29 protein-coding genes are annotated in these 18,227 nt (G+C 56.3%); 13 read left to right on the top strand and 16 right to left on the bottom strand.

Features of this window, described 5'->3' with window-relative positions:
• Positions 1–363 precede the first annotated feature (363 nt).
• Positions 364–588, top strand: coding sequence for a DUF2188 domain-containing protein (locus AC27VO_RS10690; RefSeq protein ID WP_488666701.1), 225 nt, complete (start codon positions 364–366; stop codon positions 586–588).
• Positions 589–679: 91 nt separating this feature from the next.
• Positions 680–1,513 (top strand): hypothetical protein, encoded by an 834-nt coding sequence (locus AC27VO_RS10685; RefSeq protein WP_488666700.1) that lies wholly within the window; start codon positions 680–682, stop codon positions 1,511–1,513.
• 57 nt (positions 1,514–1,570) lie between these two features.
• Here the strand turns inward: AC27VO_RS10685 and AC27VO_RS10680 are convergent, their stop codons facing one another.
• From AC27VO_RS10680 to AC27VO_RS10625, 12 genes are all read right to left on the bottom strand, one after another.
• Entirely contained in the window at positions 1,571–2,086 is a 516-nt protein-coding gene (locus AC27VO_RS10680; protein WP_488666699.1) for a class I SAM-dependent methyltransferase, read from the bottom strand.
• Between the two features lie 93 nt (positions 2,087–2,179).
• Positions 2,180–3,019 (bottom strand): Rha family transcriptional regulator, encoded by an 840-nt coding sequence (locus AC27VO_RS10675; RefSeq protein ID WP_488666698.1) that lies wholly within the window; start codon positions 3,017–3,019, stop codon positions 2,180–2,182.
• Between the two features lie 306 nt (positions 3,020–3,325).
• Positions 3,326–4,192 carry a hypothetical protein gene (locus AC27VO_RS10670; protein WP_488666697.1) on the bottom strand — a complete coding sequence of 289 codons (867 nt, stop codon included), beginning with the start codon at positions 4,190–4,192 and terminating at the stop codon, positions 3,326–3,328.
• Positions 4,153–4,857 (bottom strand): hypothetical protein, encoded by a 705-nt coding sequence (locus AC27VO_RS10665; RefSeq protein WP_488666696.1) that lies wholly within the window; start codon positions 4,855–4,857, stop codon positions 4,153–4,155. The genes AC27VO_RS10670 and AC27VO_RS10665 overlap by 40 nt, the downstream gene beginning before the upstream one ends.
• Before the next feature lie 81 nt (positions 4,858–4,938).
• Positions 4,939–5,250 (bottom strand): Mor transcription activator family protein, encoded by a 312-nt coding sequence (locus AC27VO_RS10660; protein WP_488666695.1) that lies wholly within the window; start codon positions 5,248–5,250, stop codon positions 4,939–4,941.
• A gap of 53 nt (positions 5,251–5,303) precedes the next feature.
• Complete coding sequence (locus AC27VO_RS10655; RefSeq protein ID WP_488666694.1) at positions 5,304–7,310, bottom strand: phage terminase large subunit family protein; 2,007 nt, start codon at positions 7,308–7,310, stop codon at positions 5,304–5,306.
• A gap of 23 nt (positions 7,311–7,333) precedes the next feature.
• Positions 7,334–7,831 (bottom strand): hypothetical protein, encoded by a 498-nt coding sequence (locus tag AC27VO_RS10650; protein ID WP_488666693.1) that lies wholly within the window; start codon positions 7,829–7,831, stop codon positions 7,334–7,336.
• A 172-nt stretch (positions 7,832–8,003) separates the two neighbouring features.
• Entirely contained in the window at positions 8,004–8,567 is a 564-nt protein-coding gene (locus AC27VO_RS10645; RefSeq protein ID WP_488666692.1) for a hypothetical protein, read from the bottom strand.
• Positions 8,560–9,285 (bottom strand): helix-turn-helix domain-containing protein, encoded by a 726-nt coding sequence (locus AC27VO_RS10640; RefSeq protein WP_488666691.1) that lies wholly within the window; start codon positions 9,283–9,285, stop codon positions 8,560–8,562. The genes AC27VO_RS10645 and AC27VO_RS10640 overlap by 8 nt, the downstream gene beginning before the upstream one ends.
• Positions 9,286–9,302: 17 nt before the next feature.
• Entirely contained in the window at positions 9,303–9,638 is a 336-nt protein-coding gene (locus AC27VO_RS10635; RefSeq protein WP_488666690.1) for a hypothetical protein, read from the bottom strand.
• Positions 9,639–9,673: 35 nt separating this feature from the next.
• Entirely contained in the window at positions 9,674–10,504 is an 831-nt protein-coding gene (locus AC27VO_RS10630) for a hypothetical protein (protein WP_488666689.1), read from the bottom strand.
• A 1-nt stretch (position 10,505) separates the two neighbouring features.
• Positions 10,506–10,955 carry a phage regulatory CII family protein gene (locus AC27VO_RS10625; RefSeq protein WP_488666688.1) on the bottom strand — a complete coding sequence of 150 codons (450 nt, stop codon included), beginning with the start codon at positions 10,953–10,955 and terminating at the stop codon, positions 10,506–10,508.
• 105 nt (positions 10,956–11,060) lie between these two features.
• Here AC27VO_RS10625 and AC27VO_RS10620 point away from each other — a divergent pair, with 105 nt between their 5' ends.
• Both AC27VO_RS10620 and AC27VO_RS10615 read left to right on the top strand, forming a co-directional pair.
• Positions 11,061–11,303, top strand: coding sequence for a hypothetical protein (locus tag AC27VO_RS10620; protein ID WP_488666687.1), 243 nt, complete (start codon positions 11,061–11,063; stop codon positions 11,301–11,303).
• Positions 11,304–11,360: 57 nt separating this feature from the next.
• The gene (locus tag AC27VO_RS10615; protein ID WP_488666686.1) at positions 11,361–11,624 is read left to right on the top strand and encodes a YnfU family zinc-binding protein; all 264 of its coding nucleotides are present in this window, start codon (positions 11,361–11,363) and stop codon (positions 11,622–11,624) included.
• Between the two features lie 55 nt (positions 11,625–11,679).
• Here AC27VO_RS10615 and AC27VO_RS10610 read toward each other — a convergent pair whose 3' ends face one another.
• Positions 11,680–11,946, bottom strand: coding sequence for a hypothetical protein (locus AC27VO_RS10610; RefSeq protein WP_488666685.1), 267 nt, complete (start codon positions 11,944–11,946; stop codon positions 11,680–11,682).
• On the opposite strand from AC27VO_RS10610, the gene AC27VO_RS10605 reads away from it, so the two are divergent.
• Complete coding sequence (locus AC27VO_RS10605) at positions 11,934–12,242, top strand: hypothetical protein (protein ID WP_488666684.1); 309 nt, start codon at positions 11,934–11,936, stop codon at positions 12,240–12,242. The two genes, AC27VO_RS10610 and AC27VO_RS10605, sit on opposite strands and share 13 nt — an antisense overlap.
• A gap of 22 nt (positions 12,243–12,264) precedes the next feature.
• Here AC27VO_RS10605 and AC27VO_RS10600 read toward each other — a convergent pair whose 3' ends face one another.
• Positions 12,265–12,543: a hypothetical protein gene (locus AC27VO_RS10600; RefSeq protein ID WP_488666683.1), complete on the bottom strand. Its 279-nt coding sequence runs from the start codon at positions 12,541–12,543 to the stop codon at positions 12,265–12,267.
• 110 nt (positions 12,544–12,653) lie between these two features.
• On the opposite strand from AC27VO_RS10600, the gene AC27VO_RS10595 reads away from it, so the two are divergent.
• Complete coding sequence (locus tag AC27VO_RS10595; protein WP_488666682.1) at positions 12,654–12,890, top strand: hypothetical protein; 237 nt, start codon at positions 12,654–12,656, stop codon at positions 12,888–12,890.
• A 47-nt stretch (positions 12,891–12,937) separates the two neighbouring features.
• Here AC27VO_RS10595 and AC27VO_RS10590 read toward each other — a convergent pair whose 3' ends face one another.
• Positions 12,938–13,186: a hypothetical protein gene (locus AC27VO_RS10590; RefSeq protein WP_488666681.1), complete on the bottom strand. Its 249-nt coding sequence runs from the start codon at positions 13,184–13,186 to the stop codon at positions 12,938–12,940.
• A gap of 82 nt (positions 13,187–13,268) precedes the next feature.
• Between AC27VO_RS10590 and AC27VO_RS10585 the strand changes: the two genes are divergently transcribed.
• From AC27VO_RS10585 to AC27VO_RS10570, 4 genes are all read left to right on the top strand, one after another.
• On the top strand, positions 13,269–13,964 hold the full coding sequence (locus AC27VO_RS10585; RefSeq protein WP_488666680.1) for a LexA family transcriptional regulator: 696 nt from the start codon (positions 13,269–13,271) through the stop codon (positions 13,962–13,964).
• 75 nt (positions 13,965–14,039) lie between these two features.
• Complete coding sequence (locus tag AC27VO_RS10580; protein WP_488666679.1) at positions 14,040–14,483, top strand: hypothetical protein; 444 nt, start codon at positions 14,040–14,042, stop codon at positions 14,481–14,483.
• Positions 14,470–15,042 carry a helix-turn-helix domain-containing protein gene (locus tag AC27VO_RS10575; RefSeq protein WP_488666678.1) on the top strand — a complete coding sequence of 191 codons (573 nt, stop codon included), beginning with the start codon at positions 14,470–14,472 and terminating at the stop codon, positions 15,040–15,042. The genes AC27VO_RS10580 and AC27VO_RS10575 overlap by 14 nt, the downstream gene beginning before the upstream one ends.
• A complete protein-coding gene (locus AC27VO_RS10570; RefSeq protein ID WP_488666788.1) occupies positions 14,975–15,346 on the top strand; it encodes a hypothetical protein in 372 nt (123 codons plus the stop codon). Before AC27VO_RS10575 ends, AC27VO_RS10570 begins: the two co-directional genes overlap by 68 nt.
• Before the next feature lie 480 nt (positions 15,347–15,826).
• On the opposite strand, the gene AC27VO_RS10565 is transcribed toward AC27VO_RS10570, so the two are convergent.
• Positions 15,827–16,285, bottom strand: coding sequence for a hypothetical protein (locus AC27VO_RS10565; RefSeq protein ID WP_488666677.1), 459 nt, complete (start codon positions 16,283–16,285; stop codon positions 15,827–15,829).
• A gap of 599 nt (positions 16,286–16,884) precedes the next feature.
• Between AC27VO_RS10565 and AC27VO_RS10560 the strand changes: the two genes are divergently transcribed.
• From AC27VO_RS10560 to AC27VO_RS10550, 3 genes are all read left to right on the top strand, one after another.
• Positions 16,885–17,139 (top strand): hypothetical protein, encoded by a 255-nt coding sequence (locus AC27VO_RS10560; RefSeq protein ID WP_488666676.1) that lies wholly within the window; start codon positions 16,885–16,887, stop codon positions 17,137–17,139.
• A gap of 40 nt (positions 17,140–17,179) precedes the next feature.
• A complete protein-coding gene (locus tag AC27VO_RS10555; protein ID WP_488666675.1) occupies positions 17,180–17,350 on the top strand; it encodes a hypothetical protein in 171 nt (56 codons plus the stop codon).
• A gap of 161 nt (positions 17,351–17,511) precedes the next feature.
• The gene (locus AC27VO_RS10550) at positions 17,512–18,183 is read left to right on the top strand and encodes a nucleoside/nucleotide kinase family protein (RefSeq protein WP_488666674.1); all 672 of its coding nucleotides are present in this window, start codon (positions 17,512–17,514) and stop codon (positions 18,181–18,183) included.
• The last annotated feature ends 44 nt before the right edge of the window (positions 18,184–18,227 follow it).

Raw genomic sequence — 18,227 nt, 5'->3', positions numbered from 1 at the left:
ACGTTTGTCTGTCTAGGACGCCGGAAGACTACCACTCCGGAACGTGTAGGGCAACCAAAAACCCTTTAACTACTCCTGGCCGCCTGGATTAGCGGCGGGAGAAAACGTTTCGGAGGTCGGCCATGACATATCGCCGCCATAAGGACGTCCATGTGTGCTCATACGTGCGCACCCGCAAGGGTCGCCTGGAGTTTGTGTGCTCGCACTGGCGCTCGTCCCCAGGTCAAGCTGAGCTGTTCTAAGCACGCTTGCACCTGTAGTCTGCCCGGCTGAAAAGCTGGTGCCCGCCCTACTCGGCGGGGTTGAGTCTGGGCGCACAACGCGCTCAGATTTTTAAACCTAAGCTTTATAGGAGCCATAACCATGGCCAAAACACATCACGTTGTGCCTGCCGCCGGCGGCGGCTGGAATGTCAAAGTTGGCGGCGGAGAACGAGCCATCAAGCACACACCCACTAAGCAAGAAGCCGTCAGCGTTGCGCGCACGATTAGCCGCAACCAAGGCTCTGAGCTTCTCATCCACAACAAGGATGGCCGCATCGCACAGAAAGACAGCCACGGTTCAGATCCACGATCGATCAAAGGCTAAGTTTGTATGAGCAGAAACAGGGTCTTTATGGCCCCGTTCTCTAGTTAGCTAACTTTGAAAAAGCAGAAGTAAACCTCACAACAACGTCAACGTGCTCAAGTACACAAATATCGCCAAAAAATTCCATTCTCGCTTCGAGGGTGCAGACCTTTACCCCAACCTAAAAAGCTGGATCTGGGTTGCTTGGGTGGCCTACGCGCTCGACTTCATCGCCGCTGCTGGCGTGTTTTTGTACGTCGTTGGTACAACTACTTCACATGGCTGGTCATTCTTCTTTGGCGGATTGATGCTCGCCGCAGAAATAGGCTTTTTAGTCACCAATAATGCAATTGATGACTACAAAAATAAAAACCAAAACCAACGCTTCAAGCTCAAAGGCCCAGACGTTACAGAGCAGCTTCAACATGCCAAACGCAAAGAGCTTGAGGATCTACTCGGGCAACGGGCATCCAACTTCCTAGCCGTAGCTCAAGAAATTGCAGAGCTTCGGGCAACTAAAAAATTATTTGCACAGCCTGATCTTGGATTCTGGAGCAGCATCTTTCACCCAGACTCAAAGTCTCGCTTGATAGCAATCTTGCTAGGAGCAATTGGCTTGATCGGTGCGCTGATTGCCAACTCCGTAGGCAACACAGCCTTCTTCGATCTGGTCGCATCAGGCCACCTACCCTTTCTACTCTTCCTATGCGCTTTCATCGCAGCACTTTTTCACTTTTCAGTTTACATCTGCCGCCTCGCTTACCGCGTGCTCAGCGGCAAGGTCATGGAATGGCTACTCAGGCTCGGTTGGAGCAAAGCAGCTGAGAAGCTTGCGCTTAACTACATGGTCAATGCATTAGTCGATCTACACGAACCTGTCAAAACTGAACCACGGCGCCTACGTGCAGCGGCTGTGCGCCAACGACCAAATGCACTCAACCAATAAGCAATGCGTCAATCAAAAAGCCCCTGCCAGCCAACGCCAGCAGGGGCTTTTTTGCAACTATGCGACCAAAGCTGCACGCTTCATAAACACCAGCCAATGCGTCAGCCCGTTGCGGCCACTGACCTGACCGAATAGCGGCTTCTCAGGTGTCAGCGCCAAAACCTCTTTCAGCTTCACCTGGGTTTCGTTCCACTTGAACACCAGCGTACCGCCCGCCTCCAGCACGCGGAAGCACTCTGCAAACCCTTGGCGCAAATCCTCTCGCCAATCAGGCCCAAGCCTGCCGTACTTGGCGGCCAACCAAGATCGCGGCCCCGCATGCACAAGATGAGGCGGGTCAAACGCCACCAGCTTGAACGCACCATCCGGAAACGGCAGCGCGCGGAAGTCCATCACAAAGTCTGGCTCAATCATCAGCACACGCTGGCCAGATCGATTTCCGCGCGAGTTGTCCGTCACCGTGATCGTTTCAGCCCTGCAATCCGCAAACACCGCGCGCGGGTCTTGCTTGTCTAGCCACATCATGCGGCTGCCGCAGGAAACGTCCAGCACATGCTTTGGTTCAGTCAGCATTTCTCCACCCCCTCAATTTCAAGCCAAATCACCCGCTAGCGCTTACCCATCAAGCGCTAGCAGCTATCAAAACCGTAACTGCTTGCGGCGCACTCACACAAACACGGCGCGGAAGGTACCGGGGGGCAGCGGCTTGCCATCGGTGCCGATGTGGGGTGGTATGGGAGCTGCAACGGCGGTGGTTGCGGGAGCTGCGGCGTTGGCCTTAGCGGCAGAGCGCAACTCGCGCACCTGGGCGCGTTCGGAGAGTTGCTGGGCGCAGGCGGTGACCAGCGCGGCCAGTTGCGCGTCGGAGGGGATGACGTCGTGCTTGGTGATGTGCTGGACGAGCGCGTTCAGGGAGGTGACCATCTGGTCGTCCCCCACCACCTGCGCCTGGGGAATGGTGGGCTGGCCGTCGCGGTCGTAGCCGAAGCTGAGCAGGTAGCGCACGCGGCGCCAGTCGCTGTCGCGGCCGGAGGCGATGGCATCGAACACGGTCTGGGTGACTTGCGCGGCGGCCTGGGCGGCCAGGCTGTGGGCCAGCTGGATGCGGGCGGGGTCGTAGGCGGGCTTTTGCAGCTCGGCCTCCATGCGGTTGAAGGCGGCGATGAAGGCCAGCTTCCAGCGCAGCGCCTCTTTGCCGGTGAAGCCCATGGCGAGGAGCATGAAGCCTTCGCGGGTCATGCGGTATGCAGGGTCTTGCCGCTTTGCACCCTGCGTATTCGCAGCACCTTCGATTTTGGTTTCTACGCTGGTCTGCGCAAAATTGCGCGCATCTGACTCAGGTAGCTCAGCGAGCAAGTTTTTGATTGCACGCATTACGTCGCGATGGCGCTTATTGAAAAACTGCGCGACTTGCAAGCTGGTGGTAGTGACGTGGCCGTCGTGAACAGAAAGCTCAGGTTGAGCTGATACGACAACAGAAGACGAAGCAGTAGAAATGCCAGCCATGACAGGCTCCTTGGTGACGAAGATGAGAGCCATCTCCTCCCCGACCAAGAGAAGGTGATGGACCGTGCAGGGTTGGTCGACCGGACCAAGGAGCCGGCACACCCTTGCGGGTGTCCCCACACGGCCCATCGTAAAACGGTGCCATGTGCGCGCAGGCATGCTTATGCAAGCAAAAAAGCCGCAACCATGTTTGTATGGGCGCGGCTGCTGCGCCTTGGTTACCGGGCGACCAAGCCCAGATCACGCTTACTGGCGTGATGCACAGATTCTATGCCAAGTTCAATGTTTTTGCAAAACCCAGAAATATCAAGAAGATGAATTTTTCTCATCTATTGCACTAACAAGCGATGGGATAAATCTCTCGCTCAAACCAGCAAAGAAACCAATAACAATTAAAAACAATAATTCATTATTAGTACTCTTCAATACAGCTGAGAAAATTTCACTCTTATAAATTACAGCGGCAAGAATTGCAGCAATTAGCCCTGCCAAAACTCTAGAAAAACCTTCTAATTCATGAATATCTTTTCCAGCGTTTGCATCCATCACAATCCTATTTGCACGCAATCGCACTGAGGATAACGCACCTAAAACACCAGCGCCAGCCACCCAAATAATTTCAGTACATTTCTCACCAATTATTACTGAAAGTTCATTTTTAAATATCCAACACAATAAGACTGGCGCCAATATATAAGCTGCCCACTCAAGAGCTGAACAAAAATACCATCGCCACGCTACTTCGTAATTTCTTGCAGCAATTTGATTTTCAACTTCTTTCAGTATTTCTCTTGAACTTTCTATGGATTGCCCCGCAAAACAACGAGCCAGTGCTTCAGCTATTTGAAGCCTTATAAATCTTAGAATCTTCTTATTTTCAATGAAATTAGACTTAGCTTGCAAAATCGCAACACTGCTTAAGATCTCACCGCAATGGCCAGCTTCTACAAAGTCATCATTACACCTCCACTGAATGTCATATAAATCATCAAGATATATTATAAAATTATCATCATTGATTATTAAAACCTCTACTTTTTTATTCAATTCCGCGTCAAAATCTCCTTCCCTCAAAGAGTAGTGCTCTCTGCAAGAAGGAAATAAAAGACTTTTAAAATCTTTTAGAATTTTCACTATCTTATTGAAATAATTAACTCTTGTGATGCCAAGCATTTTGGCAAAGAAGCAATTGGACTCTGATGGCTCTTAAACTTATCTAGTACATGCCTACTAGTAAGCACTGCCGCTTCAGTATGCGCTTCAGACAATAATTTAAAATCCTTAGCGTAGCCAATATTTTTCGCGCAACTCAGTAAATTACCTAAATATACTGCCCCATTGTCGTCATACGAGCTTTCACCAATTGCACAAGAATAAAGTTTTGCTTGCTGGGGAATCGACTGCATAATTCTATTGTTGTATCTACTTCGAACTGTTGAAAATGACTCACGAAATGAATCCATTGCAACAGCATAGGATTTAACAATTTCGTCTTGAACGATATTTCGACAACAATCAAAGATTGAAATCTGCCTCTCAGACAAGCCAATTAAGTCATTTTCAGAAATTGTCTCTTGGGAATTAAGCTCCAATATAGTATTTCTTAAATGTGCTCCATGACCAGTGAATAAAACAAATGAGAAATCATTTTTTTGTCTTTTCAGGTCATCTAACTTATTAAGTAAATCTGATTTTCTAGGGTTAAGGAGTTGCTCGATTTCGCTCGAATACCACTCACCGCCAAGAGACGATTGTAAAAATTTTCTAGTTTGCAGTAAATCGGACGGCACACCCTGCAAACCTCTGCTATTACCAATAAGAAGTGCTTTTCTTTTCATAACCCCTCCAAAAACACTTCTTGTAACATAGCATGTGCTTTTATTCAATCTACAAGATCTTTAATTAGTGTTAACACCAACTTACGCCTCCAACAACCTCTGCACCCACCGCACGCTCACCCCGTACTCTCGCGCCAGGGCGCGGGTGTTGCGGCCATTGAACTTGGCGCGGACTTCTTGCGCCAAGCGCTCACGCTCCATCACCCGGGGGTTGCGCACATAAACCGTGGTGCCACCCAGCCTCTGCACCACGCGGGTGACCAGTGCCTCGGTCAAATCCTCCACCCGCTCTACGCCGTGGCACACGGCAGCGGCGGCCAGTTCTTCGCGCAGCACGGCAATGGGGTCTAGCTTGTTGCTGGAAACTGAGGGGGTGGGGGTTGCGTTATTCATAGTGCTGGTGCGGGTGTTCATTGTTTTGATAGCTGGTTGCGCAGGTGTGGCGGTCATTGCAGGCTGATTGGGGCAAATATGTCGTCTTCTGCCGTGGTGGCTGACTGCGCCACGGCAAGCGGTGCGGGGGCGGCGGGCGTTGATGGTGGTGCGCCATGCTCTTGCGCTGGCGGTGTGCTGAACAGGTCTTGCGGGGGCTGCACGGTTTGCTCCAGTTGCAGCCATTTGGATTCGGGCCATTTGTGGATGCCAAGGCACATGGCGGCGTGCAGGGAGTAGTTGCGGCAGTCCAACACTTCGTTGCGCGGGCGCCGCTTGACCCATTTGTAGGTGTCTTTGCCGTTGAGTTTGGTGAGGATGCGTTGCTCTGCGGTGAGCTGTTCGTACCACTCGCGCTTGAGGTCTGTGCTGGTGTGCACGTAGCCGGGGCCAGCCTCAGTAATGGCAAGCTGGCCTAGCAGCAGGTCTTTGGCGTTGTCTACACCCACCAGCCAGAGCTTGATGCCGTGTTTGATTTTGCGGCCACGGTGGTTGACTTCTTGCAGGCTGCTGGGGCCGACGATGGCGCGGCTGTCGTTGTTGTCGCCCTTGATGGCGCGCAGGCCGGGGATGCGTGTTTGGGCGCTGCGCACCCAGTTGTAGACGCTTTGGGTTTGGTCGGATGAGTCGATGCTGACGGCGCTGATGCCCAGGCTGCCGCCGTGCCACGCCTGGGGGAAGCGCTGGAGGAGGTATTGCTCCAGCGGCTGCCAGTCGGCATCGCTGGCGGGGTTGCCGTAGAGCACTTCGTGCGCCACCACCCAGCTTTCCAGCCCACGGGCCCAGCCCCAGACGGTGACTTCCCAACGGTCGCGCTGTACGTCCACCCCTGCGGTGAGCAGCAGCGCGCCCTGGGGGACGATGCCGAGGCGGTAGTCTTCTGCCCGAGCTTGCAGGGCGTGTTCGTCGCTGCTGTCGCCCTTCACCTCCCACGTGTCGCCCAGCGTTTCGTTGGTGAAGCCGGTCATGGGGGCCATGTCACCGGCTTGCAGGGCGCGGTGGGCTTTCTCAAACTCATCAACAATGCTTGCCCATGTGCGCTGGGGGCTGTAGGCGGCCCAGACGTGTACGCCCAGTGTGCGGGGTGGTTTGCAGGGCTGGGCCGTGGCGTTGCGCCAGATGCGGTCTGTGCCGTAGCGCATGCCGGTTTTTTTGCACACCCATGTGCCGGTGAGGGGCCAGCCGCCGGGCAGGTAGTCTGCCTGCGTGATGCTTTGGTGGCAGTGGGGGCAGATGTGGTGCACGGTGTCTGGCCTGCCCTTTTGCCATTTGAAGCCGTAGGGCAGGTGCTGGCCGCCCCACACCAGCGGGTGGTCTGCACCGCAGTGCGGGCAGTCGATGTGATATTGCACGCTGGCGTCTGACTCTTCACACGCACGCTCTACGTGGCACAGGCCTTTGACGCGGGGTGTGCTGCCGCCCACAAACTTGGGGTACGGCGCGCCTTCCAGGCGGCCTTTGGCGAGGGTGCCGGGGTCGCCGGACTTTTCAATGGTCTGGTCAAAGGCACTCCACTCATCAAGAATGGACACGGCCACGGTGATGCGCCGGTACGCGCGCGCTGCCTTGCCGCCCAGCAGGTGCAGCACGCTGTCGCGAAAGGGTTTGTATTTGATGGTGTCTTCCACACCTTTGCCTTGGCGGCGGGCGGCTTGCACGGCGGCCACGCCATCCAGCACCGGCTCAATCTCGCTTTTGACGTAGCTGTCGCGGTCGTCATCGGTGGGCTGCCACAAGGCTTGTTTGCGGCGGCGGTGGGCGATGTTGTAGGCGACGAAGGCGGTGATCATTTTGGTGTAGCCCACGCGCTTGGACTTTTTGACGGCCAGCTCTTCGATGCGGTCGTCACTCATGAAGTCCAGAATGCCTTGCTGAAAGGGCCAGCCCACCCAGCCGCCCTTTTGGTGGCTGGATTCGCCCGCCAGGATGAAGTGCGCAGCCGCCCACTCGCTGAGGGTTTGCGGCACTTCAGCGCGCAGGCTGGAGAGGCCCAGCTCTGCGGCGGTTTGCATGGCGGCCATAGCTTCTGGCGGGAACGATACGGTCAAACTGCACCTTCGCTGATATCAAGTGCGTCGGCCTCATCTGCCTCTGACTGGGCCATGCGGTCTAACGAGTCGGCCACCAGCTTGGAGGTGGAGCGGATCCACTCGTTGCGCGCATCGGCAATCACACGGAGGATGACCATGCGCGCTTCTTCGGGCAGGTCTGGGCAGGCTTTGCGCAACTGGCCTTCGAGCTGGTCCAGCCGATCAACGATGGCAGAGCTGGCCAGCGCCAGCACATCAGCCAGGATGCCGATGGGGGCGTATTCGCCACGGGCGACGGCGTTTTTGAGGTCTTGGGCTTCGGTCTGAGCTCTGACCAGCAGGGTTTTCTGGCGATCCAGCTCCACCTTTTCTGGCGACGTGGCCTGACCACTTGCAGCCCTGCGCAGTTGCGCGCAATAGGCCTTGAGCAGCTCACGCAATGTGGCGTCTTTGGGCAGCTTACCCTCAGCAGTCAACGCGCTGATATTCTGCTGCGTCACTCCAACTACCATAGCAAACTCTTGTTGCGTAGGCTTGCTATCTAGCACGTTCATCACAATACAACCCCCTTATGAAACTCACTGAACAGTCCAACATCGCGGCTCGAATTACCCGCTTCTGGACTGGCTGGGAAGGACCCGCAAGCACTGCGGCACACAGGCTGATGGATGCAGCCGACACCCATCACAGCTTGGCCTCCATACCCAGCGCCATGCGTGCGGACATGGCGGCATAGCGGGAGATGCTGGTGTCGCCGTTCTTCAGACGTGCCAGGATGCGGCGTGCCCAGTCTTTGCCATCGTTGCGCTGTTGCAGGCTGACTTGCACGGGCTTGGCTGGTGCAGGTGGTGGCAACGCTGTGAGCCCCTGCTCCTGCGCATAGGACTGGCGTGGCATGACGGCTTGGCACACTGCCTCGATCTGCGGCAGGTTGGGCGGAAAATTGGGGTTCTCTGCCACGACTCGGTAGGCTGCGGTTTCCACCACATCGGCAGGGAAGTGGCCCAAGCGCGATTGCCAGACCGACATGGCTGCACGCATGCCCTTGTCACGGCCCTGCCCGTCCTTCAGCCCGGTGGCGAACTTGCTCACGAACAGGCTGCCGTAGCTGCCCTGCAGCAGCACGAACAGCTTGCGCACCACGGTGCTGATCTGCATGCCCTCTGCTGCCGTATCCATACCCGGATCCGCAGCCCGAGCCTGTGCTTGCTGGATGGCCTCAGCCGTCAACGTTGCCACGTTATGCATCCCAAACTCCATCAAAAATCGTAGCTGCCGCAGCAGCGTGCTTGTGGGTGTTTGCCACAGGCAAGCGCTTGCCCTGCGGCAGTTCCGAGGGCTTGAGCCATTCCGCCTGCAGCCCTTGCGAGCCACGAATGCACCACAGCTGCAGGAAGGCCTCCAGCGCCATGCCGGCCTTGTCCGCTTCAGCCCTTGCGCCATGCACCACCGTGTCCGTCACCGGTGCCCGTTTGGCCTTGCGCAGCTGCTGCCAGTCGCTCCAGACCTGCTCGTTCACGTCGTCGGGTTTGGGAACGGGCTCCGCGCGCCGTCGCGGAGGTTTGGTTCCTTGATGGTTCAAATTACGGTTCATTGATGGTTTGGGTGCAGCATCTGCGGGGGTGGGGTGCAGGAGCTGCGGGGGTGGGGGTGCATTTCCTGCACCCCTGGGTGCAGCATCTGCGGGGCGCATTTCCTGCGGGGGTGCATATGCTGCGGGGGTCAACTGGTAGACGGTGGACGTGCCGCTGCGCGTACTTGTGCGCAGCAACCGGGCAGCAATCAGCCACTTGATAGCACCTTGCACAGCCCGGTCAGACAGGCACGTACGGATGCCAATGGTCTTGATGGAAGGCCAGCAATAGCCGTCGTCATTGGCCTGATCGGCTAGCGATATCAGAACTGCTTTTTGCGAGGGCGACATACCCTGCAGCGGCCAACAGGCCGACATGATGATGGTGCTCATAGCTATCGCTTTCGATATCAGTCCAGCCGGGTCTGTCGCGCCTTGCAGCGCACGGGCTTGATCTCTCGCTGGCGGGTAGACAAGCTGCACATGCGCACCTCGCCCTCTTCCAACTTGCCTGCGGCCAGCAAAGCGTTGACGGTGCTGGCCACGCTAGACAGCTCCAGCCACTCCCCGGTCTGCTTGTGGTGGTACTCGCGCAGCTCACGGCGGCTCATGTCACGTGTGCCGTACTGGTGGGCATGGCGCAGGGATTCGTAAAGCCGCTCATTCAGGCGGCGACGCCCTTCGTTGCCAAGCGCGGCAAACGCTGCAGCGCTGGTGTCACGCCCTGTCACAGTGGTGTGTTGCATAGTTAATCTCCTCTCGATATCTGGGCAGGCGCCGGCTACACGCCAGCGGCCTCCCGCAAGCGGTAACGAATGCGCCGCGACAGATACGCCTCGGCATCGGCCCTTTGGGCCACCTTGTCCATGTCCAGCCGTGGCTGGTACGTGCCTTGCTTGACAAACAGCAGCACAGGGCGCAGATCAGCCCCTCCAGTGCCGGTGACGGCCCAGATACCGGGCTGCAAATGGGATGTGCGCTCATCAACCTCACCCTTTGCGGTCAACCTGTTGCCACCGCGCAAAGCGCCATACGCCACGAAGTAGCGCCGGCCTGTCTGCTTTTTTGTTCCACGGTGCATACGCTGATAGCCCTTGGAAGTCATGTTGGCCTTGTAGCCCTGCTCTCCAAACGCTTTGAAGTAACTCAGCAGTTGCACAAGAAATGCCCCGCGCAAATTGCCTTTGCCGTCATCACTGCCGGGGTACGGCCCGCCTCGGGCTTCATCCGGTATGGCGGTCTGGTATCCATTGGGCAGATAACCCGCACGGCGCAAAGCCACCTCACTGCGCTTGTCACGCCGGCGGCCGCCCCAGGCCTGCGCATCCAGAATCTTTTGCGGATCAATACCCTTGCCACCCATGTAGGCCGGCTCAATCGTCACGCTCAACTTATCGGGCTTGGCCATACGTACACGCGGACTGCGCAAGATGTAGTTGGTGGGCCGGTCAAACACGGTCCGCATCTCCTCCTGCATAGCGCGGCGGATTTCAAACCCCGTGTCATTTAGTGCCTTGGCGTAGGCACGTGCAGCCTGCTGGCCAGTCAGTCCGTGCAACTGCTTAAGCACCTCGGCCTGATTTATGACGCTGGCGCTCAAATGAATGTGCATCTCAGGCCTCTCGCTTGGGTGAGCGGGCTGCCACGGCATTCACCAAGGCACTTACACCCGCAATCAACTCATTGGCCTGATGCTCTACACGGCGCTGCGCATTGGCACTCACAGCGCCATCACCACGCAATGCATCTGCAGCTGCTGCCGTCAATTCACCCATTGACTGCTGCAAAAAGCGGAAAGCCTCCCAGGCATCGCCCTCCGCTACATCAGGTCGAGAGCGCAGGCAAACATGGTCAAGGGCTGCAGACATCGCATACAGCACATATGGCAAGCCAGACACCGTCTGCAAAGCCACCGCCTCTTTCAAAGACAAATGGTGCGAAACGTTGTTGGGGTTCAACTTGTGCTGCAACGTGTTTGGAGACACGCCCATCCTGTTCGCCAGCACCTGCACACCACCCGGCGTCTCTTGCGCAATCAGAAATGCTGCATCCAAAACATCCATGCCGCGGGCAATGTCGGCGTGCGCATGCTTTTCGCCATAGCCAGGGAAAGCAGCGGCTGAGAAACTGAACCCCGTCACTGCCACACCCCCTGTTCAGGAGCCCGCATGCATAACCAAGCACCAGCACCCACCGCCGAAGAATTCACCATCCTCAAACTGCGTGTCACTGCTCTGGAAGAGTTCTTGGCCCAGATGGCCACCATCCTTGAGTGCGAGCGCAGAGGCTTTACCGCTGACCGCATGAACGCCTGGCTGGACATGACCACTGCCAAAATGCAAATGACCAAAAGCGCCACGCTCGAAGAGGTGCAAGCCCTGCGCAGACTGCAGCGCATCGTGGTGGGGTAACCGGCATGCGCACCGCCCGTCACCTTGCTAAGGGGGCCCGCCCGTGGCTTGGCTACGATGGACGCTCTCACACAGCCAACATCACCAAGAAGGGCGGACCAAACCATGGGCATCCTCGACTCACAGCGCATCGACATTCCCTGCCCGAAGTGCAGCCACAAAAGCAGCGAGACGATCGCAAAGCTTCGCCTCAATCCAAAGCTCATTTGCCGTGGATGTGGAGCTGCGCTGGATATCGACGCCCGAAGTCTCGACGCCAGCGCCAAAGCAATCGACAAGAGCTTGGCGGATCTCAAGCGATCGCTGGGCGGCCTGCGCTAGCAACTGCAAATCAGCTTGCAGCTGCTCAAGCCCTGCAAGGTGAACTGACAAAGCTTCAGCCATGCCCCACCTCCTGCATCGCTTGGGCAGGATCTGGCTCGCGCTCTTGCTGCACCAACCAATCATGTCGGGCGTGATCACGCAGGTAGTACGAGGCGTACTCCGGGTCACGGTGCACGCCATCGTGCTCGGCCAGAAACTCGCCCGACTTGGAATACACACGCAACACCGGGCGAAACAAATCGCCACCGCCACGCCATATTTGCACCAGTACCACCTCTTCCACACGCACAGAACTTGGAGTCAGATATGCCTCAGTCACTGCAAACCATCCTTTCGAACTGCGACAAAGTCGAAGAACTGCTGCGCACCGCCGCACCCGGTGCAGACCCCAGCAAGCTCCAGCAAGTACGAGCTATCGCTCTGCGAATGGCCGGACAAGACAGCTACATCACCGACCAAGCCAACAAACTGACCACCCGCGCTGCCATCTACTTCAGTGAGCGCAGACACCAAACCGCACAGGGCGGCGCCGAAGGCGTTATGCGAGAAATGCGCTACAGCCCGCTCAAAGGCATCCGTGAACGCGTAGACACCCTGAAAAATCAAACGCAATAAATGCATGGCGATCACCCCTGCCTTAACGCCCAAGCGCTTTGTTCCAGCAACGGTCACAGGCTTGCTGCAATGCTTCTTTTTCATCTGCAGCACCCGGCACGTCCATCCAGAGCAGGCCGCCCAACTGCCACACCAAAAAATCCACTTCGTCTTTCGACAGCGTGCGCTGCATCACCTTGCGGCCACGTTTCAGCCGCAGTGCAAGAAACTGGTTGGGATAAGGCGGACGCAGCACCCACACATCGGGCACAGACAGGGCAAACCGCTTTCTGCGCTGGGCTGCTGTGGTCTTGTTAGCCATGCGCCACCTCCTGCATCGCTTGGGGCGAGGGGGCATCGCCCAACAGGGCATAAATACGCACGCCAGCTTTCTTCTCACTCATATCTATTCCCCAAATAAAAGGAGCGACCATGTCAACTGAGAAGCCACTTAACGAAGACATTCACTACCTCCACGGTCAGATTGATGCGCTAACTGCACTTGTGCTTGCAGTGGCTGGCAGCACGATGGACAAACATCAGTTCCGTGAAGCTGGATTGGCCCGTCTTCAATCCGTTGAGACCGCACTTCTTCACGAGGCAGTACCTGAGAGCCGCCTGATTGGGATAGAGCACATGCGCAAATGGCTGTCTGAGGTGACAAGCTGAATCCACCAGCAATCAGCGAGCCCCAGGCTTCTTTTTCTTTTTGAGGATCAACCCAGCCCATGCGCCACCTCCTGCATCGCTTGGGGCAAGGGGGCATCGCGCAGGTAGGCACTGCTGCGCATCAAGCAGCGCTCTTGAGCAATCCACGGGTTATCGCGCTCGATAGCTGCGGGGATGCCACGGCTCTTCCAGTTCTGGACGCGCTGGGCGCCGCCTTTTTTGGGGTCGAGACCCAAGCGCGTTGCGAACTTCACTACGCCGCCGAGCCGAGAGATGAGTTGTTCGTCTTGATGCATGCGCAAATTAAACATTCAGTTTAAACAAAAGTCAAACATTTCGTTTAACAACATTTTGTTTACTAAACAGAAAATTTCACACATGCACGCTTCTACTGAACGGCTGTACCAAGCAGCCAAGCAAATGCGAGACGTCTCCGGCCAGTCGGCGGTTGCTCGTCTTCTCAACGAATCGCCTCAGACGGTGAAAAATTGGGAAACACGCGGCGTTTCGCGCGCCGGGGCCATGACTGCAGAAACCGTGATTGGCGTTCGCGCTGCTTGGCTACTCACGGGCGAAGGTTCAATGACTGCGGGCTCGCCTACTCCAGCCGTTATCCGCCAGACACAAGCAATGACGGAGTCTGAAGACCTGATCCGAATCCCTCTGCTGGCCAACTGCGGCAGCATGGGCCCGGGCAATGACGCGCTGGATGCAGACTATGTGGTGGGCGACTTGGCACTGTCCTCGCACTGGATCAACCAGCACATCAGGCCCAGCAATATTCGAGAGCTGAAATTCATCCACGCTCACGGCGAAAGCATGGCACCCACCTTCAGTGATGGTGATGTGCTGCTGGTGGACATAGGCTCACGCGACCCATCCAGCATTGAAGGCGTGTACGTACTGGAGGTGCGCAGCCAGCTTTACATCAAGCGTGTGCGCATCCGTATGGATGGGGCTATGGAAGTCAGTTCAGACAACATCAACATCAAGACCGTGGACGTCCTCAACGGCGATCACCAGCTGAACGTACTGGGGCGTGTTGTTTGGGCGTGGAATGGGAAGAAGTTGTAAGCGCGACTTGCAGCAAGACCTTCTCCAAAGCAATACATCAGGTTAATCACTACAAATAAATATCGCAAAATTGATATGATGCTTTGGAAGTTTGAAGTTTTCGTAAGTGCAAGCGGTCGTTGCGATAGCCAAAAAGCTATAGATGGCTACAACACAAAAGACAATATGACTTTCGAACGTGCGGTAGAGCACCTTGCTGTAACACCACGAATTCAATGGAATGAGCCACAGGCCAAAGACGTCACACCAAGCGACAACAAGTACAAATCGGCAGTCTTCAAACTCTATGAAATCCGCTACAAAGCAAATAACCGTGCCGAAAGAGCTTTTGGCTACTTCCCTGAAGGAAAAAGCACATTTGTCATCCTCCTTATCTGCAACCATAAGCAAAAGATCTATGACCCAGCTAACGCCTTCGACATCGCCTTCGAGCGTTTCAAAGCGCACAAAGAAGGGCAAGCATCCAGTCGCCCTCTCCAAATTGATGGAGAGGACTTTCCTGAAGATGAAGAGGAATAAGGAAGTACGCGACGCCTATGTAGAAGCAGAGATCACCACTGCGCTTGCACACCAAATCCGCGCCATTCGCATGGATCGCAACCTTAGTCAATCCGAACTGGCTAAGCAAATGAAAACCACCCAGGCTGCAATCTCGCGCCTGGAAGACCCTAGCTATGGACAGTTGAGCCTGCAGACTTTGTTCAAGCTGAGCCGCGCTTTTGATACGGGGCTGCGCGTAGAGTTTGTTTCTACACTAACGATGCTAGCTGCTACCTATAAGCCTGATGAGGCAGCACGTCACGTATCTAGCTTTGAAGATGAAGCAAGGGATGTTGTGTTCTACACCCCTATACAGCGCAGAGATACCGAAAACACACTGACAGTGCAAGCAAAGACACTCCAGTCAAACAGTACACGGGTTTTGACTTCCAACGTTATTGCAGAAAGCCATTTTCAGCAACGTCAATACCTCCATACCATCAACACTGCTGACATAAGAGATAAGCTCAATGACCGCCCAAAAATCCCAGACCGAACAGAAGCAGCCTTCTACACATTCTGTTCAACCAATCCATAAATTCACTGCGCCAAGCCATCAGCCCGTTTTTTGTGAAGGCTTGTCCCAAATTGCAGTGGGCTACCCAGTCTCGCGTTTAATTTTTAATAGCCAGCCTTCTCAACATTCTGCGGATGGTTCTGAGGTCACGCACTTTATAGCTACTGAAATTGTTTTACCGACTTTAGGCCTTGCTGAACTAGCAAAACAAATCATAATTTCTCTAACGAATGGCAACGGCCAACTTGAAACGATTGGTACAACGTGGAACAAAGAAATGGCTGATCTCATCAAGCAACTGCAAGCAGCACAGACTCCTAAATAGCACACTATTTCACAAGTAAAGCCCGTTACTAAGCGGGCTTTTTTACGCCTAAATATTTGGCTTATCCATCGGATCACCCGGTAGCTCAACCGGCGGAGCATCGCTCGGCGGGTCAATTGGCTCGGGCTTGGGTTCTTGCTCCTTGCGGGTTTCTCTGGGTTGCATCTGCATGGCTGTGACCTCCTCTCAGAGTTGTAGCCCAATCCCATCATTCCGCTTGTCGGATGAGCGGCAACACTGCGCAACCTACAACACTTTGTTTAAACAAAATGTTTGACACATCGATAAACACAATGTTTAATACATCCATCGCAGCACCACGCGACATGACCCTGGGGAAGCGATCCGCCCCGTACCGAATCGATGCAAGAGGAAGGTCTAGCGCCCCACGGCGCGCAGCAAGGTGCACCCGCGATGGGCGCCACGGCATTGACCGGGGCTTGGCCCCCGGTCTTTAACAAGAGAGTGGATAGGGAAGGGTTACATGGCCAAGCGCTGCACAAAGCGCTGCCATGCTGTCAGCTCTGCAAAGCCATCCTTATGCCCCAGCGAACGTATGGCGGCATTGGCCGCTGGCAGGTTCAAGGAAGTCATCCCCGTTTCATGCTTTTGTAAACGGGCGCATGCGGCGACAAGCTGTTTGTCTGTCAATTCCAGCATTTCAGCTTTCAGGTCCAACCAGCAATCTTTGGCCTGACGGTGCCGCTCCGCCTTGATGCCCGGTTGCCACGCCAAAGAGAAAGCAGCAGCAACGGCCAGCATGATGCCGCTGGCAGTGATCAACACTGGTTTGGCGGCGACGACGCCTGCAGCCGCTGCGCTGCCTCCAACCAGTTGAATCAGATTGAAGACCAAATCGCACCGTGCATAGAACTTCTCGCACAGCACGTTGTACCAGTAGCCAAAGTGGACGTCGTATTCAATCTGATAGCGCTCCATGCTTACCCCTTATTACTTGGAAGGTTGTGGCGGTGGCGGCGGCCGGTGCAAAGGCACTTGGGTAAAAGGTTCTGGCCGCTGCGTGCTCATAGTCATGGAGTCCCTCCTGCGAGAAGTTTGTGAAGTTGGAACCTCAAATGTATTGCAGAGAGCGGACTCCACCCACCCTTACCGCCTACCTAGCGCGCACCCTTCCCTATCCACTCTCGCCCTGCACCGCCGATGTTGCTCCCCAGCCAAAGTTTGGGGTTCGTCCGGCTTCATAGCGTCACCCGGCAAGGCGGGTGCTCCGCGCAGTGTCCCGCTGTATCCAGCCGCCAAAGTGCGTACACGGTCAAAGGGTGAGGCAAACCGGGTTGCCAAGATCAGCAAATCCCACCGCGTAAGCGGCGTGGCCCTCTGTACGACAGCAGAGGGAAAACCCAAGCACCCTGGCCGCAGGGTGTTTGGGTTTGCATGCACCACTTTCCAGCCGGGCCTGGGGGCTTCTCCTCCCTCCCTCAACCGCTTCCCCCAGCGCGCCGCAAGGCACCGGCTTTTTCTTCCCGCCAGCCCGCCGCCGAGCGGGCTTTCTTTCGTCCACGCACCGGAGCCTCGACATGCACCAGCACCCACCCGGCCGCCTGACCCTGCCCCGCGTTTGGCTGACGGACCGGGCCTTTGTCTACACCAACAGTACCGCCACCGACATACGCACCACCCTGCAGCGCGCCCGGCACCTGCAGGCGCAAGAGGCACTGCAGCAGCGGCTGACCGCAGCCCAGGCCCAACCCGCACTGCCCGGCGTGCCCCCAGCCCCACCGCGCCGCGTGCGCGCCGGCCTGGGGCAGCCCCTGGTGCTGCCCAGCCTATGAACCCGTCCACCCCCACCGCAACACCCGCAGGAGCAACGCCATGGCCCGCACATTGCGCACCTACCAAGTCACCGTTCTCGACGGCGGCAAGCACACCCGCTTCACCACCCAGCAGCGCAACGGCGCGGCCGCAGCCACCTACGCCCTCAGGATCTACCCCTGGGCCCGCAGCGTCAGCACCAAGCCCCTCCACACCCACCGCGCTGGATGAGGTGCTGGCCGCCATGGCCCGCCAGGACCGCCGCCGCAGCGCCGTGCTGAACGCTATTGAAAAAAGAGCTGCTAGCGCTTTTGGTGCAAGCACTTCCATCCAGAACTACTTCGAAGTCGAGCACCAACGCACACAACGTGCTCACAAATTCAGACAACACCATGCCCAATAGCACTGCCCAACGCCCCATCGTTCTTGGTATTACCGGCCACCACAACACCGGCAAAACTACCGTGGCCCAACTGCTGGAAACGCACGCAGCCGCCCGCGCCATGGCGTTCAGCGACGGCATCTATGCCGAAGTAGCCCAAGCCTTTGGCTGCAGCATCCTGGACTTGGCCAGCCGCCTTGGCAAAACCCAACCCCAGCGCATGCTGGCCCTGCAACACTGTGCAGACAAAGACTTTGTGCAATGCGTGCAAGCCCACGCAGAAGGCGACCTGCAAACACCCCGCACCCCACGTCAAATTCTGGAATGGTGGGGCAGCGAATACCGCCGTGCGCAAGACCCCGCTTACTGGGTCAAACACACCCAGCAGCGTATCAACCACTACCGCACCCACAACTGCCGCCGCCCCATCGTGCTGGCCGATGTGTACAAGCACAACGAGGCAGCATTGATACGTAGCCTGGGCGGCACCATCTGGCGCATCGAACGCCCCGGCCACGAACAGCACACCACCCACGCCACCAGCACCGAGCACCTGCAAATCCAAGCCGACCTCAACCTGCACAACATTGCAGACGTGGGCCACCTGCAGCACCTGGTGCTAACCCACTGGCATGAGTTGCAACGCTACGGCCACCATGCCACTGAAGGCATAAGCGCTTAATAGTTTTATTCATAGATGAATTTATTTATGAAATACCAATACAT

This window comes from Comamonas sp. 14P8.1.4, assembly GCF_057799285.1.
This window is presented reverse-complemented; position numbering and strand designations above follow the sequence as displayed.

What these genes read in the sequence shown, in the direction of transcription:
- AC27VO_RS10690 (WP_488666701.1), top strand. Translation starts at nt 364, where the DNA reads ATGGCCAAAACACATCACGTTGTGCCTGCCGCCGGCGGCGGCTGGAAT.
- AC27VO_RS10680 (WP_488666699.1), bottom strand. Translation starts at nt 2,086, where the DNA reads ATGCTGACTGAACCAAAGCATGTGCTGGACGTTTCCTGCGGCAGCCGC.
- AC27VO_RS10675 (WP_488666698.1), bottom strand. Translation starts at nt 3,019, where the DNA reads ATGGCTGGCATTTCTACTGCTTCGTCTTCTGTTGTCGTATCAGCTCAA.
- AC27VO_RS10670 (WP_488666697.1), bottom strand. Translation starts at nt 4,192, where the DNA reads ATGCTTGGCATCACAAGAGTTAATTATTTCAATAAGATAGTGAAAATT.
- AC27VO_RS10665 (WP_488666696.1), bottom strand. Translation starts at nt 4,857, where the DNA reads ATGAAAAGAAAAGCACTTCTTATTGGTAATAGCAGAGGTTTGCAGGGT.
- AC27VO_RS10660 (WP_488666695.1), bottom strand. Translation starts at nt 5,250, where the DNA reads ATGAATAACGCAACCCCCACCCCCTCAGTTTCCAGCAACAAGCTAGAC.
- AC27VO_RS10655 (WP_488666694.1), bottom strand. Translation starts at nt 7,310, where the DNA reads ATGGCCGCCATGCAAACCGCCGCAGAGCTGGGCCTCTCCAGCCTGCGC.
- AC27VO_RS10650 (WP_488666693.1), bottom strand. Translation starts at nt 7,831, where the DNA reads ATGGTAGTTGGAGTGACGCAGCAGAATATCAGCGCGTTGACTGCTGAG.
- AC27VO_RS10645 (WP_488666692.1), bottom strand. Translation starts at nt 8,567, where the DNA reads ATGCATAACGTGGCAACGTTGACGGCTGAGGCCATCCAGCAAGCACAG.
- AC27VO_RS10640 (WP_488666691.1), bottom strand. Translation starts at nt 9,285, where the DNA reads ATGAGCACCATCATCATGTCGGCCTGTTGGCCGCTGCAGGGTATGTCG.
- AC27VO_RS10635 (WP_488666690.1), bottom strand. Translation starts at nt 9,638, where the DNA reads ATGCAACACACCACTGTGACAGGGCGTGACACCAGCGCTGCAGCGTTT.
- AC27VO_RS10630 (WP_488666689.1), bottom strand. Translation starts at nt 10,504, where the DNA reads ATGCACATTCATTTGAGCGCCAGCGTCATAAATCAGGCCGAGGTGCTT.
- AC27VO_RS10625 (WP_488666688.1), bottom strand. Translation starts at nt 10,955, where the DNA reads ATGGATGTTTTGGATGCAGCATTTCTGATTGCGCAAGAGACGCCGGGT.
- AC27VO_RS10620 (WP_488666687.1), top strand. Translation starts at nt 11,061, where the DNA reads ATGCATAACCAAGCACCAGCACCCACCGCCGAAGAATTCACCATCCTC.
- AC27VO_RS10615 (WP_488666686.1), top strand. Translation starts at nt 11,361, where the DNA reads ATGGACGCTCTCACACAGCCAACATCACCAAGAAGGGCGGACCAAACC.
- AC27VO_RS10605 (WP_488666684.1), top strand. Translation starts at nt 11,934, where the DNA reads ATGCCTCAGTCACTGCAAACCATCCTTTCGAACTGCGACAAAGTCGAA.
- AC27VO_RS10600 (WP_488666683.1), bottom strand. Translation starts at nt 12,543, where the DNA reads ATGGCTAACAAGACCACAGCAGCCCAGCGCAGAAAGCGGTTTGCCCTG.
- AC27VO_RS10595 (WP_488666682.1), top strand. Translation starts at nt 12,654, where the DNA reads ATGTCAACTGAGAAGCCACTTAACGAAGACATTCACTACCTCCACGGT.
- AC27VO_RS10590 (WP_488666681.1), bottom strand. Translation starts at nt 13,186, where the DNA reads ATGCATCAAGACGAACAACTCATCTCTCGGCTCGGCGGCGTAGTGAAG.
- AC27VO_RS10585 (WP_488666680.1), top strand. Translation starts at nt 13,269, where the DNA reads ATGCACGCTTCTACTGAACGGCTGTACCAAGCAGCCAAGCAAATGCGA.
- AC27VO_RS10580 (WP_488666679.1), top strand. Translation starts at nt 14,040, where the DNA reads ATGATGCTTTGGAAGTTTGAAGTTTTCGTAAGTGCAAGCGGTCGTTGC.
- AC27VO_RS10575 (WP_488666678.1), top strand. Translation starts at nt 14,470, where the DNA reads ATGAAGAGGAATAAGGAAGTACGCGACGCCTATGTAGAAGCAGAGATC.
- AC27VO_RS10570 (WP_488666788.1), top strand. Translation starts at nt 14,975, where the DNA reads ATGACCGCCCAAAAATCCCAGACCGAACAGAAGCAGCCTTCTACACAT.
- AC27VO_RS10565 (WP_488666677.1), bottom strand. Translation starts at nt 16,285, where the DNA reads ATGGAGCGCTATCAGATTGAATACGACGTCCACTTTGGCTACTGGTAC.
- AC27VO_RS10560 (WP_488666676.1), top strand. Translation starts at nt 16,885, where the DNA reads ATGCACCAGCACCCACCCGGCCGCCTGACCCTGCCCCGCGTTTGGCTG.
- AC27VO_RS10555 (WP_488666675.1), top strand. Translation starts at nt 17,180, where the DNA reads ATGGCCCGCACATTGCGCACCTACCAAGTCACCGTTCTCGACGGCGGC.
- AC27VO_RS10550 (WP_488666674.1), top strand. Translation starts at nt 17,512, where the DNA reads ATGCCCAATAGCACTGCCCAACGCCCCATCGTTCTTGGTATTACCGGC.